Genomic DNA, 14,150 nt, shown 5'->3' with positions numbered 1-14,150 from the left:
TCACATGCAACCCAAAGAGGCGGCGCTGCATCAGAAGCTTATCGCCGAGGGGATCATCTCGAATGCACGCACCGTCTGAAATCGTCGATCAACAGACTACCAATACCCTACTGACCGCAGATGATCGTGCCTGGCTGGCGGAACTACAGATGGCGCATCGGGCCGCTTGCGATTTCTACCTGGCAGACACTTTTGGCCGTGCAGGACGGTCGATCATCGACCTCGCAAAAGAGGTGCGAATTTGGCTCGATGGCCATTACATCTCAGTAGGATGCCTACTGGATCAGATCGAGAAGTCAGTCCCTAGCAGCCAGATTTTTGAGCAGTGGGAATATCAGGTTGCATCCAAAGTCCTGGACACGGCCAGCACCCTCCCCAGCCTGGAAAAGAAGGCCCTTCTTGTAGGGTCATGCTTTGCTGATGCGGACATGGATGTTCTCTGGGAATCCTCTTACGAAGCTGTCCGTGAGGCTCGGGAAGCCCTGTATGGCGATCAATGATCGAGGTAGTGCAGATATGACGACAACCGCCACGAAAATCAGGTTGAAGGTTGGCCACCCCTCCTTCGATGCAGTGCTGGTGCCGACCGACAAAGGCTTAACCGGGCCGAAACTGATCATGATCACCACCGGTGCACAGTTGACGGTGGATTCCAGCGAGGCAGAGCTGGCATTCTTGGCCTCAGCCAAAACGGAGGCCGACCTGCCTCCAGTTGTTCCGATTGCACTCGCCAGGCTTTTTGCTGCGCGATCGCAGTTTGGTAAACCCAGTGGTAATCCGTTTCAAGTCGGCCTGGAATCGCTCGATATCTTCGCCGGTGTCACACGCACGATTGAGTTGGCCACCCTACCCACCTGAAAACCCAACCAAACGAGATTGCAGATGCAAGTTTCAGGCTTCGGGATTGAAGAGCATCGGCATCGATTTGCGGTGTGGGCAGCCGGCCGGGCCTATTCGCGCCATGGGCCCGGCCACGGTGTAGCCACAGCCCAGAAACTTGTGCACAAATCCGGTCTCGACTTGATCAACACCCCCGATGATCTACCCGTTGCGCTCCGGATCGATGACTTTCTCGATTTGGCCTTTCGCAAGATGATGAAGGCTTGTGAATCACTCACCTACCTGGATAAGAATCATGAGGTGCATCAGCTCCTGTGCACGTATGGAAGAGCTCAAAAACTAGGCAATGTGTATCTGAAAGCAAAACTGGTCTGCGCAGGGCACGAAAGAGACCCACGAGTTTCAGCACTTCACCCCCCTCTTGATTCGGTTCTGCTGGCAGCTATTCATAAGAGTCGCGATGAGTGTCCTGCCGACCTCAAGAAAGAATTCGAACTGGCTTGGAAGTCGGCCCGGCGTGGAGGGACGGCATGGACACAGTTCGACGCCGCCAGCTATGACGCCTACATCACAGCAATCAAGCTGTTCCAGGGCACACAACCTCTCTGGGCAGTCGAAAGGCTGTGGAACCCTGCGAAGTCCGATTAGCCTGAGTTTGATTTCCTTCCCCCCGCCGTTAAGCTGCCACCAGTACCCGAGCTGACACGCTGTCTGGCCAGGTAACCTGCTCGAAATCAATTCAGGCACAGCCACCATGACCGAACGATTCCCTAAGCGCAGATTCCACGGCCACGCCATGCAAACGTCCATGATGGGGATGCAGTCAATGCTCCACATCGGCAACGAAAGGCTTGATCGCGATGGTTATGAAGGCCGGCGCGTCATGGGTTACAAACTCCCAGACTGGCAGAGACCATTAACGTGGAAAACTGAGCAATGCGTGCGGTTTATCGAAAGCATTTGGCTGGGCGTCAACTTGGGGACGTTCATCGTCAACGAAACGGCATCTGATGAGGCTATTGATCGAATCCTGCTGGATGGCCAGCAGCGCCTTAGCGCAATTGAGCGTTACTGGGATGATGGTTTCCCTATTGTTGGGGAGGATGGGAGTCCCTACCTTTGGTCCGACCTGACGCAAGAAGAGCACAACCATTTTCTTCGCATAAGCTTTCCCTGGATTGAGACCCGATATCGCACCGAGCAAGAATGCCGGCTGGCTTACGACCGGCATAACTTTGGTGGGACTGCACACACGGAAGACCAGCGTGCTGTGAAACCAGGCGCGCTTTGATGGCCCCCGTCGTCTTGACCTTTACGCGCATAGAGGCCGACTCGCTCATGCACCGCCTGGCTCACCTGGGTAGTGCCGATGATCTTGAAGAGCTCTTTGAGGACGATACCCTCGACATTGAAGAGCTGGGGCGCTACTCAGCAGGTTTGGCCACCGCATTTGAGGCTGGGCAGTTGACTGCCACCCTCTCTTGCCGGGAGCACGTGGAAGCACTCGTGGACGCGGTTGAAGGCGCGCTGGTGCAGGACATAGCCAGGTCTGAGGCTCAGTGGGGGCGCCGTTCAACTCAATCCAGCAGTGCAATCAGCCGCTCCTTAGAAACTGCGGCACAGAAAATAAAGGCTACTACCGGCCGAGAGGTACGCCTGCCAGGCAGAGCGAAGGCTGTGTTCGTAGGGATTTAAATCCAAGAGCGCCGAGCGTTTTTAACACCCCAATCGGTTGGTTGGCCCTGATCTCTCACATATCGTGTCGTCACGAAATTGATCAGGAATCCCCATGGCCGGCATAGAACCTCAACTCCCACTTCCTATTCCAAGCGCGGAAGAGATCATTGCTGCCAAGAACTGCCATGCGCAGATCACCGGAACTCAAGATGGCGGGTTCACCTTTAACGCAGACATCCTGATTGGCGGCACCAAGTTGTGCCACGTATTCGGTGATGGCCTGGACATCTACTACAGTGACCCGGAAGTTCGTACCCAGCTCGGGTGGTTGGTTGCTACAGGCGGCATCAATGAGCCTCAGGACTCTGTGATGCATGCGCCCTACTACAACGCACTCGGTGACCTCAAAGTGCTAAGCGACGTAGCGGTGGCGATCCTTGCTGGGCATTTCGATGCAATTGGTCGAACGCAGATGTTCGCTATGAAACCAGGCTACAAGGTGTTCCTGGTGCCAACCGATATGCGGGAAACAGCCAAGGCTGAGCAGATCGACATAGCGATTTACGAGGCAAGCCACCCCGATCATCACATTGCCAACTGTGAACGCCCTACCAGCATGGCTGCCACTCTTCTGGCCAATTCCAATTTTGCAAATGACTACCTACGCAACTTCCATGGCCATGCGAATGGCGAGGCCATTATTGGTTTGTACCAGCGCCTGGTACTGGGTTCACGCCGTGTATCTGACGTGCACAACGGTTTCAGTGTTCTAGGCCAGATACGCGCCGCAGTGTCACATCAAGGACAAGCAGGCGTTTGTCACAGCAATGACTTGAACCAGCTCTAACAGCCGTTATAGAGACGGTGAACAACAATTGACGGAATGTTCCACATGAAGAATCTGAAAGCCATCACCCTCGCCCTGATCGCCGCAAGTGTGGCTGCCTTACAAGGTTGCACGACCCACCTGTCGCAGGGCCAGGAGCGCGAGTTGGCCGGGTACGAAGCCAAAGGCATAGCTGTAAAAGAGAAAAGCGAAGTGGCAGCTGGCATTCTGGGAGTGCTGCCGATGGCGGGCTACGTCTATACAGGTCACGCGGTGCTCGCCTTCACTACCCTGCCCCTCTACCCGTTCCTTGGGCCATTGTGGCAGCCCTTCGATACTGCGGCGTCGGCCAAGAACCGCAATTACTACGCGACAAAAGAAGCGGCCTACCGTGGGAAGACCGAAGAGTTCAAGAAGCTCGATAAGCGCCTGCAAGACAAAGAGATCAACTACGAACAGCATCTGCGGGATCAACGCATCATTGAAGCGAAGTTTGAACCGTATTGATCGCCCAAACAGATTCAACCGAGGCAGGGGATAATCCCTGCCTTTCTGCGTTTAACTAAGAGGTAAGTACCTGATGAGAGCCCTGATTTGTGACGATGCCCGGACAGACGCTTATGTGTGTTCGCAGATCGCCTCGAAATTTTTCACTGATGTGATGGTTGTTGGGACGCCCAGTGAATTGAAAGTGGCCCTTCGGGAATTCAAACCAGACATCGTGTTCATGGACGTGCACATTGGGCAACACAACGGTATTGGACTGATCGAGGATATCCGGAGTCAGGCCGACGAATCGAGTGTTCTGCCTATGGTGGTGACCACCAGTGCAGACAACGAGGCAACACGAAACCTTGCGCGCGCGGTGGGTGCAACTGAGTTCATGAAGAAGCCTGTAACCGAGGACCACATGGACTTTGTGATCAAGGAAGTGTTGGTCGGTTATCCAGGCAAGCCAGCTCAACCTGGCGTCATCCATCACAAACTGCCCTGAGTATGCCGGCAGTGCTCAACCTAATTGGCCAATTCCCAGACGTTTATCTTCCGCTGGCTGGGCTTCTCGGCTTAATGGTCGGAAGCTTCCTGAATGTGGTGATCTATCGGTTGCCACTCATGCAATTAGAAGAGCGCCGGCAGGCGTCGCATGGTTTGTTGGGGATTCCCTACTCCCCTCAGTCAAAGATGACACTCGCGCTGCCAGCTTCTGCTTGTCCTTGCTGCGGTAGGAAGATCAAACCTTGGGAAAACATCCCCGTCCTGAGCTTCATCCTGTTGCGTGGCCGGTGTGCTGGTTGTCGGTCGCCAATCAGCGTCCGCTATCCCCTGGTGGAGTTTGCCGGGGGCGTGGTAGGTGTCATAGCAGCCGGTCACTTTGGGTTCACCTTGGATGCCCTGGCTTTTGCAGGGGCATACTGGGCATTAATCGCGATCGTCTTGATATCCAATGATGGGCATTCAGCTCCATTAGCCATCCTCGTGGCCTTGGTTTGGGGCGGGTTGCTTCTGTGCGCAACCAGTAGCCCAGACCAGCTCACTCTGCATGTGACCTCGGCTGCCGCAATGTTCACTCTCATGCGCGCCGTTCGTTTAGACACAACAAATGCCTGTGTAGGGGCTGCGGCCGGTGCCTGGCTGGGTTTAGCCTTCATCCCGGCCTTTCTGCTGCTATCAGCTGTTCTAGCTCTGCTCATTCGCCTGGCCAGCATTCCTCAGAAAGCCGTATCCCTCAGTAGTCCAGTAACAACTGGGATGGCCACGGCGTTCCTGATCGTCAGCATTCTTACCTGATACTCAGGTTGAATTGGCACGGACCTCCGAGCGATATACTGACCACCAAATTTGAGCGTTTCGTATTCAATCGGGGTACAGCTATTGTCAAACCTCAATCTCAACATTCGGCCAATGCCGCTGTTCGACACTTACGAATCGTTCCAAGAATCCAGTGCCCGCGAGTACATCGCAGATAGGCCTGCGATCGTCGAGTACATCAATCGCTTTAGCCCCGCCATCGACTCCATTGGTGACTACCAGCACGTAAGGGCATTCCTCAAGTCCTACAGTGGGGTACGAACAACCTTCAACAACTACCGCACCCAGGTCGAGCGTTTGATGCTCTGGGCTTGGATCAAGGCGGGAAAATCGGTCATTGATTTGCGACGAAGCGATGTTGAGGCTTTTATGGATTTCAGTCGTTCTCCTGATGCCACATGGATAGGGACTTCAATCCCGAAGCGCTTCATTGAAAAGGACGGGTTGTTTGAGCCCAATGAGGCCTGGGCCCCATTCACGATCAAGGTCGATAAATCCTCCAGGAAGGTTGCGGCCGAGGCATGTGCTGATACTCCTACTGGTGAATTTGGTCGATCCCAAGGAACCGTTGCTCAGGTTTTCGCGATTTGTTCCTCGTTCTACGACTTCTTGGTGCATGAGGATGTGGTGCCGGGCAACGTCTTCAAGGCTATCAAGCAGAAGTCAAAATGGACTCGCCGCTCTATGCACGTGGCTCAAGGGAAATCTCTAACCCATTTGCAGTGGGATGTCGTCGTTGAGACAGCTGAACGCATGGCAAATGAAGACCCTAAGCACGAAAGAACTTTGTTCATCGTGGTTACCATTTTTGCGATGTACTTGCGTGTATCTGACATCGTTGGCAATCCAAACTGGAAGCCAACAATGGGCTCGTTTATTCAAGTAGATGACAGCTGGTGGTATGAGGCTATTCGCAAAGGGAATGTTCAGTCGCGGATCGCGGTGAAACCCGATTACCTTCAATATTTGACGCGCTACCGCAAATCCAGAGGCCTCTCAGCTTTGCCATACCCCGGTGAGAACACCCAGCTACTCGCGAAAATGAAGGGCAAAGGAACACTTAGCGATAGGCACGTGAGAAATATTGTGCAATCCGTCTTTGACGAGGCCTTTCGAGTGATGGTTAGTGAAGGTCGAACAGAGGCCGAGATTGCAAGTTTGCGCTCAGCATCGCTGCATTGGCTGCGCCATACAGGAGCGACCTTTGACGCGCCGTATAGGGATGCAAAGCATCTGCAAGCAGACCTTGCGCACAAGTCGCTGAGCACCACGCAGAACACGTATTACAACTCGATCAATGAAGAGCGTAGCGATAGTGTCCAGGGTCTTAAAATCCGGTCCTGATGCGAGCTGGTCCGCTGTGATCGGAGCAGGACGGTAACGATACGGAGCTCCAGATTCAGCCTTCCACAGTTCGTATCTTTGGTGTTTTGGCCCAGTTTCTAAAGGGTTCCAACCAAGGTTGGACAAAGGGGTTATTACAAAGCAGGGATTAAAAGATGGGTTATAGAATTGGGGTTAAGGCTTGTGGATAGAAACCGCTATCACCCAGCGGTGAAGGGCTCCCGACACAAGGCCTGCACGTGAAGTAACGGTTGACGCACATGGTATTCCGGTAGCCGTACTTGGAGTTCCTGTAACCGCTCGCGAGATTCCTGTTAACGGACACGTGTTGCCGGTCAGTGCTCGCAGGATTCCTGTCAGCAACAAAAATCAGCGCGGCCCTGTGCATAAAGGCCCATTTTTCTGTGCATATGCTGTTATCAACCTGTGCGCATCCTGTGTCTAAGTATCTGTGCAATTCGCTGAGACCACCGTAGCGCATGGCTCTGGTGGCTGGATAACTTTTCCGGCATTTTAGCCATTGCGTTTAATGGCTCTGATCATGGGGACCGGAATTAGCCGAGCGCTCCCTGCTGTGGGATACGTCGAGAGCACCCCATCACCAAGCCTGACCGCCAAGCCCTTTATAGGCATTGGCCTGGCCTGCATTTAAGCAACCAGAGCAAGCATATCTTGTCTTTCAGGCAAGCCGCATTACCGACAGGAATCAGCTGAGCGCTCGTTGATGGGTTCAGGGTTCACCAGCACCGGAATCTTGTGTACGCAGCAGGCCTTGGGCTACAGGAATTGGCCGAGCGGGTATGGCGGGAGGCTGTTGGTGGCCACCACCCTCAACCAAGCGGGCTGCGAAATGCTGAACCGACCGGAATTAGCTGAGCGGTCCCGCAACTGGTGATGGCCCGTAGGCACCGGAATTCTGTGTACGCCTAAAGCCCCGAACGACAGGAATTGGCCGAGCGGCGCCGGTCTGGCGGCTGAGCGCGCTTATCCTTGCACCGGAATCCTGCGTGCGCATTACCGCCAGGAACGACCGGAATTAGCCGAGCGGCACCGTGACTGCCCATAAGGCGCCTAGCTTGACCGGAATTCTTTGGGCGCCTCGTGGTGGCCTGGTTGGACAGGAATTAGCTGAGCGGCATCTAGCTGCGGCCTTTGTGGCTCCCTGAACAGGAATCCTGCGAGCGCTAGGAGGTGAGGAAGCACCGGAATTAGCCGAGCGCTACCTGGATAGCAGCAGGTATGACCACGCCGCACCGGAATCCTGAGTGCGCCAGGCAGTATAAACGACCGGAATTAGCTGAGCGGTAATGCCCACCTGCGCTGGGCACATCAACGGCACTGGAATCCTGTGTGCGCATGTGCAGCTTGATCGACCGGAATTAGCTGAGCGCATCGAACAATGTGCAGTCGTCTTCACCTGAACCGGAATCCTGCGTGCGCCTTGCACCGTGGCTCGACCGGAATTTGCCGAGCGCCGGGGCCAGGCCCTGCGGTGATGGACAAAGTGACCGGAATCCTGAGTACACCTCCTAACTATGGCGACCGGAATTAGCTGAGCGGCTGCATCTAGGGTGGCCCAGTGACAAGCACCGGAATCCTGTGTACGCGACGGAAGCCGGCCACCGGAATTAGCTGAGCGGCCCTGGCCCAAGGCGCTGGGCAGTCATAGGACAGGAATCTGGTGTACGCCAGTAAAGCTGGGCGACCGGAATCTGCTGAGCGGAAGCCAATGGTCACGGGTGCTCAACCGTGGCCGGAATCCCCCGAGCGGTCATTTCATTGGTGCTTTTAGGGGGAAATGAATAGACCGGAATTTGGTGTACGCCCCGTATCTCCTGGCTTGCGGGGCAGTTGGTAGTGGCAAACCTCACCAATTTAGGGGGGGGTGACAGGAATCCCACGAGCGGAATGGTCTAGGCCGTGCAGAATGTGAGTACGGCGACAGGAATTTGGTGTGCGGCAAGCTGTGCATAGCCTCAATAGGACCGGAATCTGCTGAGCGGGGGCATGCGGTGCACCGGAATTAGCTGAGCGGTATTCGCCAGGGCCGGCCAACCGCCCAGCTGGCGGTTTTTTTTGGGGGGGTGTACCGGAATCTCCTGAGCGCTCGGCCAATCGGGGGTTAGCGACATTTGAACCAGTGCCCTGAGCGGCCTACCGGAATCTGCCGAGCGCTACGTTCAGCCCCTTAGCCTGGCTCACCAGGGGTACAGCAGTAGAGACCGGAATTTGGTGTGCGGCAATAAATGCGGATGCCGAACACAGGAATCAGCTGAGCGGTAAAGCACAGGAACCCTTGGGGCATATGCAACAGACACAACCCCAGGCCCTGAGAGACCGGAATCCAGTGTGCGGCAGTAATTACGCGGCTTTAACCTGGTGCGCAGTATCTGCTGCATGCGTTGCCAGCCATTTGCTCAAGATGGCCATCTCTCAGCGGAAAGACACGTAAGGGAGGTCGAAACAGCATCCCATGCAGCCATTTGATGGGTGCGTACACAGGATTCCGGTAAACCTTAACGATGACCATTTTTTCAGGGGTGGCATATGCATTAATGGTCTTAAACTGGGTTATAAAATGTTGGGATTGACATATATGCTGTGCCTCATGCGTTCAAAGCCGCATTGGGATTATGGAGAGAATAATGAGTGATGACTTGGTATTGACGCCGGAGGAACACCGTCAAGGCCTTATCGACGAACGTCGGCTCAAGCTCCGAGACAAGTTCAATTTGGAGTCAGGGCAAGGCATCCTCCCCTTCACCAACGAACGCTTTTTCGAACAGTCAAATCCCATTGTCCGCTCGGCTTTGTTCACGGCTGGCAAAATGAATGTTCGGTCCAAGTCCCAGTATTTGGATTGGACCGAAATCTTTAGCCTTGGTAGCGGGAGCATCCACTATCGAGGCCCTGTCCTGACAGTCGATCATGAAATCGTGCTGGTGCGCCTAATGGTGCTGGCGCGTGGCCGGTCACTGACGAAGCCCATCCATGCATTTCAGGCTGACCTGCTGCGGTGGCTCGACCTCGATCCTAACTCTGGGGCCAATTACAAGAAGGCTCGCAGGATTCTTGACGATCTTGCCGCAGCCGAACTTCGAATCAGCAGCAAACCCGCATTACGGCGCCTGCTAAGCATCCTGACTTCACCGGCCATTTCGGATATGGCCGATGGGATATTCTTCCGGGATTACATTCAGAACCGTTTCAGCTCTCACTTGAAGATGATTGCTGATGGGATTGAAAACGACCAGCCAGTTGACGTGAGCATGAAGTTCCTCACGAACCAAACGCACAACCACGTCACCAAACGAATGATGATCAACCTGGACCCAATTTCTGCCATTTTCTTTGACGGTGTGAATACCACCCTACTTCCCTTTGAAATCTGGGACACGCTCGATCGCTTCGGCAAAAAGCTCCTGCCCCTAATCGCATCCCACCGTGATGGCGTATACCCCACCAAACTCGAAAAGTACCATGAGTTCAGCGGCTCAAAATCCGAATTCTCAACCGTTAAACGCCGCTTCAAATCTGAGCAAAAAAAGCGGTTCGAGGATTGGGAAGCCAAGGGTTACATCGTTCCAGGATGGAGTATCGAGCGGAACAAAGAAGGTGAGGAAATCGTCAGCGGCCTCAAGGCCGGCGAAGCCGTTCGTATCAGATCAGCCCTGGAGCTACCGATCCCGTGCGATTCTGAGGATGACTTTTCGAGAGGTGACGATGACGCCATTGAGAATCGCGTTAACGCCTTCGCAGACAGTGCCGGTTTCCCCGGCCCCAGTCCAAAAGGAAGCGCGCAGCATCAACCGCGTCCTGAAAGCTCCAGCAGAAAAGCCCAGTAGGGCATCACGGGGCGAATAGTCACTGCCCTGCCCCCTCGGCCTTCGCAGCTAGCTGATTCCGCAACTCCTGGGCCTCTGTTGTCAGCCGTCCGATATCGGCGGCTGCCGCAGTCAGCTTCACCTCAGCAATTGCAAGCGTTTGCTGGCACTCTGCGAACTGGCCTTGAAGTATCAGGACATTGCTCGATAGGCCGCGCTCTCGCTCGTGAGCCTTCTCAAGGGACGAGACCAGCTCGATAACACGCCCCTCTTTTGCCTCAACCTGCACGGCAAGACTTTGACCAACTGCCCTTAGATCAGCCAGCGTTCCGGTTAGTTGTGTCACTTCCCCCTCAGCGTTGGATCGGTGCACCTTCTCTTCTGCCAACTCACTGCTGAGGTTTGCCAAGGCACTGTTCAGGCGCTGGGTCTCAGATTGCATCTTGCTGATGGCCTCATCGTGCGACTGCTTGAGATTGGCAAGCATTAGAGCGTTCTGTTGGCCAGCATGGTGCTCCTGGTCACGAGCCTGCTTTTCATTTCTCTCGGCATTCCGTGCGCGGACTGTCAGTGCATCGATCTGTTCTGTTGCCTGCTCCAGCCGGCCAACAAGCGCGGCGTTCTGTTCGCGCGTGGCTGCATGACCGTCCCGTTCACGCTCATACATGGACCTGGCCAGCTGGAGTTCTTCTTGAGCGGTGGTCAGTGCTGCCTGGGAGAGTTTGAACTTGCTCTCCATGGCAGACCTCTCTGCCTCCGCTAACGCCAGCTGTTCATCGAACTGGGCTTGCGCGTCAGCAACGATCCCCTCCGCGTAGTTCTTTAGCTGGCCGTGCAGCAACAAGACGGTTTCAGCCAGCTTCTGGTTCACCTGCCCCAGCTCCCCAAACACATCTCGCTCTTCGTTCCTGATCTTCTGGAGGATCGGATGGATTGTGCCGAGGCTGCCGGCGCCGAGGTGGTTGCGAATCTTCTGGGCAGAGGGGTATTCGCCGCGAGATTTCAGCTCGTTGTAGGCCTGGCGGACCAAAACTTCGTTTACGCGGTTTTGCATGCGAATGGTTCCTATTTGGGAGGGTGTCGCCGAACAGCTTTTTAACCGTATCGAAATACATAAGCCGTAACCGTATCATATTGCACAGGAACTGAAACAGACAAAGGCACTGAAACAAACGCGAGATAATAGTCATTACCGCATCTTAAAAAGCGATATGGCCACCTCCTAAGAAATCTGAGCGTTACAGCAGGAGTTGCGTGCACGGGATGCGCGGAGCTGCGTTTTGGAGAAATGCGGTGTGAGCCGTAGGAATATCAACGAGCATTACGGATTGGGTGGTGTCATCCAAGATGAGGTCAGGGGTCATGCCGAGATAAGGCGAAATTTAGGACATTCGTTCTGTAAGTAGATGTTTTAATTAATAAATATTTCAACGGCTGAATGCACAGGGTCAGCCCACCAAGCCGTGAAGGTAGGGTTGTCAAAGCGAAGAGGTCTTAATTTGGCCGTAGTCGGATGTACGATGGTTGGCTTGGAAATAACGCTTTAATATCAATATCTTGAGGTATGTATCGCCAGTTGAATCAGGAGGCTTGTTGTTGCTGGGATGTACTGCGGACAATAGTCCGCTGACGACAATAGTCATCAACTCGACAATCCCGGCCCACAACGAAGGCCGGCGATTTGAGCATCACTCGAACACTTGATCACAATCTCGCATTCGGTCGCGTTCTTGCAGAGCTGCGACTAGGTGCCGGGCTATCTCAAGAAAAGCTCAGTTTCGATGCGGATATGGACAGGTCTCATATCAGTCTTCTTGAGCGAGGGAAGAGGTCTCCTACCCTGGATACTTTGGTTAAGCTTTGTTCTGTCCTCGATGTTTCTCTCTCCAGTCTTTCGATCCTGATAGAGGTAAAGCTGGAAGAAATGCATGCAAACCGATCTAACACTGCGTGAAGGATTACTGCGCTACCGCGATAAGGCGTCGATTCTCAAAAAGGGCTACGCCCAGGAGAGCTATCGCATTGCCCACATACTCAAGGCCCCGATCGCCGATATGTTGATGCGGGAAGTGACCAGTCCTCATATAGCGACCTACCGCGACATCCGCCTGGCCCAAAAGAATCAGAACACAGGCAATACCATTTCCCCTGCGACTGTCCGTCTTGAAATGTCCCTTCTATCGAGCCTATTCGATGTCGGTCGCATTGAATGGGGTGTTTGCGACGTAAACCCCGTCTCAAATGTCCGTAAGCCAAAGTCCCCACCTGGCCGTGACAGGCGCCTGCTGCCTCGCGAAGAGCGATTGATCTTGCGGTACTGCTACAACCATTCAACTCACGAGCTCTACTCGCTGGTAATCCTTGCGCTTGAAACCGCAATGCGCCAAGGAGAGCTACTGAATTTGGAATGGGAGCACATCAATTTGCGGTCGCGTATCGCGCATCTGCCAGACACAAAGAATGGTTCAAAGCGCGATGTGCCGTTGAGTATGAAGGCCAGGGAAGCCTTAGTCCGTGTTGGAGTAAAAACGAAGGGCCGAGTTTTTAGCTACACCTCAAACGGGATCAAGTCGGCCTGGCGAGTGATGATGCAGCGCCTCGAAATCAAGGATTTACATTTCCATGATTTGCGACATGAGGCCTGTAGCCGGTTTTTTGAGTTGAACACGCTTGATGTCATGGAGATTGCTGCGATATCCGGCCATAAAAGCCTTTCAATGCTGAAAAGGTATACGCACCTCAAGGCCGGCAAATTGGTGAAAAAGCTTGAGGGATACAAGCACAGAGGTCAGCAGGTTGTGATCAACCACCTGGTGCCCTATCCAGCTATAGCGTCAAGGACAGGTGAGCGGTTCATTGTCCGTGTCTTGGACTTTTCAGGTGTTCAGGGGGTGGGGGAGACCGAGGATGAGGCAATACGGAACGCCCAGGATGCATTGCTTCGACACTTGATGATTGCGCTTCGAGATAGGCATGTAATTCCTGCACCGGATCAGTATCTGGACTCCGTGAATGAAGAAGACATCATCATGCTGGACCCGCTTAGTCCTGCGGAGGATGCACTGGAAACGCTGCCTCACACTTAATTCCTGAGGATCGGTGAGGGCAAAACCGCCTGTAAGCGCCGAAATTCCTGGCTCGGCGGCCTTTCGTGTTGCCAATCCGGGGTGTGGACTAGCGGAGGGGCAGTTAAAGGGGCGTACAGGTATATAGGGCAATTTGTAGGCACTGCCGTGCAATCCACAGGCACCAACGCAGCAATCGTTCAGGTTTACGACGGTGGTGCAACGAGTTGCGGTGGAGACGGTGAAAACAGATTTCAACTGTCCGCAGTTGTTAACGGAACCTTAGTAGCCGCAGCCGCAAACGCAAACCAAGACTACTCGAAAACTGGATTCATCTCGTTTGGCGTCCCAGCTAACACAACGTATACAATAACCTCATATCCTTACAATTGCCCCGCAGGTCGTTTTACAGTTCTTGCATTCGAAATCTAGTTTAGTTTTCTATAACCTGCTGCGCGCTTTCTTTGTTACTTATATTAACTTCTAATGTTTGATCTGACATCAATTAATATGTAAAACAGGTTTGCCAATCCGGCGTGTGGAAGGGTGGTGGCGCATCACTCGGCGCTACTTGGTCGCGTACCCACTCACCAGGTATGGGTTGGGTTCCACTAGATTGCCCTGACGGCTACGTGATGACTGGTATCACCGCACCAATGGAAGATTGGAAAATAATTAGATGTCGTCAGCTTAACTAGCTTTTTGCCAATCCGGCGTGTGGATTAGTGCTAGTGGAGCTGCCAAATTTGGCGGCGGCTACATGCT

General features: G+C 53.9%; 14 protein-coding genes. 13 read left to right on the top strand and 1 reads right to left on the bottom strand.

Features of this window, described 5'->3' with window-relative positions:
• The first annotated feature begins 62 nt into the window (after nucleotides 1–62).
• The 11 genes from AC0T4W_RS01140 (at nucleotide 63) to AC0T4W_RS01090 (ending at nucleotide 10,341) form a co-directional block, all read left to right on the top strand.
• Complete coding sequence (locus AC0T4W_RS01140; RefSeq protein WP_476315008.1) at nucleotides 63–500, top strand: hypothetical protein; 438 nt, start codon at nucleotides 63–65, stop codon at nucleotides 498–500.
• Nucleotides 487–858: a hypothetical protein gene (locus AC0T4W_RS01135; protein WP_476315005.1), complete on the top strand. Its 372-nt coding sequence runs from the start codon at nucleotides 487–489 to the stop codon at nucleotides 856–858. Before AC0T4W_RS01140 ends, AC0T4W_RS01135 begins: the two co-directional genes overlap by 14 nt.
• A 24-nt stretch (nucleotides 859–882) precedes the next feature.
• Entirely contained in the window at nucleotides 883–1,488 is a 606-nt protein-coding gene (locus tag AC0T4W_RS01130) for a hypothetical protein (RefSeq protein ID WP_476315002.1), read from the top strand.
• A 106-nt stretch (nucleotides 1,489–1,594) separates the two neighbouring features.
• Nucleotides 1,595–2,131 carry a DUF262 domain-containing protein gene (locus tag AC0T4W_RS01125; RefSeq protein WP_476314999.1) on the top strand — a complete coding sequence of 179 codons (537 nt, stop codon included), beginning with the start codon at nucleotides 1,595–1,597 and terminating at the stop codon, nucleotides 2,129–2,131.
• The gene (locus AC0T4W_RS01120) at nucleotides 2,131–2,535 is read left to right on the top strand and encodes a hypothetical protein (protein ID WP_476314996.1); all 405 of its coding nucleotides are present in this window, start codon (nucleotides 2,131–2,133) and stop codon (nucleotides 2,533–2,535) included. Before AC0T4W_RS01125 ends, AC0T4W_RS01120 begins: the two co-directional genes overlap by 1 nt.
• Before the next feature lie 94 nt (nucleotides 2,536–2,629).
• The gene (locus AC0T4W_RS01115) at nucleotides 2,630–3,364 is read left to right on the top strand and encodes a hypothetical protein (protein ID WP_476314993.1); all 735 of its coding nucleotides are present in this window, start codon (nucleotides 2,630–2,632) and stop codon (nucleotides 3,362–3,364) included.
• A gap of 45 nt (nucleotides 3,365–3,409) precedes the next feature.
• Nucleotides 3,410–3,850, top strand: a complete 441-nt coding sequence (locus AC0T4W_RS01110) for a hypothetical protein (protein WP_476314990.1) — start codon at nucleotides 3,410–3,412, stop codon at nucleotides 3,848–3,850.
• Between the two features lie 73 nt (nucleotides 3,851–3,923).
• Nucleotides 3,924–4,337 (top strand): response regulator, encoded by a 414-nt coding sequence (locus tag AC0T4W_RS01105; RefSeq protein WP_476314987.1) that lies wholly within the window; start codon nucleotides 3,924–3,926, stop codon nucleotides 4,335–4,337.
• An 11-nt stretch (nucleotides 4,338–4,348) separates the two neighbouring features.
• Nucleotides 4,349–5,131, top strand: a complete 783-nt coding sequence (locus AC0T4W_RS01100; RefSeq protein WP_476314984.1) for a prepilin peptidase — start codon at nucleotides 4,349–4,351, stop codon at nucleotides 5,129–5,131.
• A 114-nt stretch (nucleotides 5,132–5,245) separates the two neighbouring features.
• Nucleotides 5,246–6,496, top strand: coding sequence for a tyrosine-type recombinase/integrase (locus AC0T4W_RS01095; protein ID WP_476314982.1), 1,251 nt, complete (start codon nucleotides 5,246–5,248; stop codon nucleotides 6,494–6,496).
• Nucleotides 6,497–9,141: 2,645 nt separating this feature from the next.
• Nucleotides 9,142–10,341 carry a TrfA gene (locus AC0T4W_RS01090; protein ID WP_476314979.1) on the top strand — a complete coding sequence of 400 codons (1,200 nt, stop codon included), beginning with the start codon at nucleotides 9,142–9,144 and terminating at the stop codon, nucleotides 10,339–10,341.
• A gap of 19 nt (nucleotides 10,342–10,360) precedes the next feature.
• Here the strand turns inward: AC0T4W_RS01090 and AC0T4W_RS01085 are convergent, their stop codons facing one another.
• A complete protein-coding gene (locus AC0T4W_RS01085) occupies nucleotides 10,361–11,374 on the bottom strand; it encodes a DNA-binding protein (RefSeq protein ID WP_476314976.1) in 1,014 nt (337 codons plus the stop codon).
• A gap of 627 nt (nucleotides 11,375–12,001) precedes the next feature.
• On the opposite strand from AC0T4W_RS01085, the gene AC0T4W_RS01080 reads away from it, so the two are divergent.
• The gene (locus AC0T4W_RS01080) at nucleotides 12,002–12,274 is read left to right on the top strand and encodes a helix-turn-helix domain-containing protein (RefSeq protein WP_476314973.1); all 273 of its coding nucleotides are present in this window, start codon (nucleotides 12,002–12,004) and stop codon (nucleotides 12,272–12,274) included.
• The gene (locus AC0T4W_RS01075; protein WP_476314970.1) at nucleotides 12,249–13,406 is read left to right on the top strand and encodes a tyrosine-type recombinase/integrase; all 1,158 of its coding nucleotides are present in this window, start codon (nucleotides 12,249–12,251) and stop codon (nucleotides 13,404–13,406) included. Before AC0T4W_RS01080 ends, AC0T4W_RS01075 begins: the two co-directional genes overlap by 26 nt.
• The last annotated feature ends 744 nt before the right edge of the window (nucleotides 13,407–14,150 follow it).

It is taken from the genome of Pseudomonas sp. C7.1, assembly GCF_056312395.1.
Note: the sequence above shows the minus strand (reverse complement) of the source record. Positions and strands in the feature narration are given on the sequence as shown.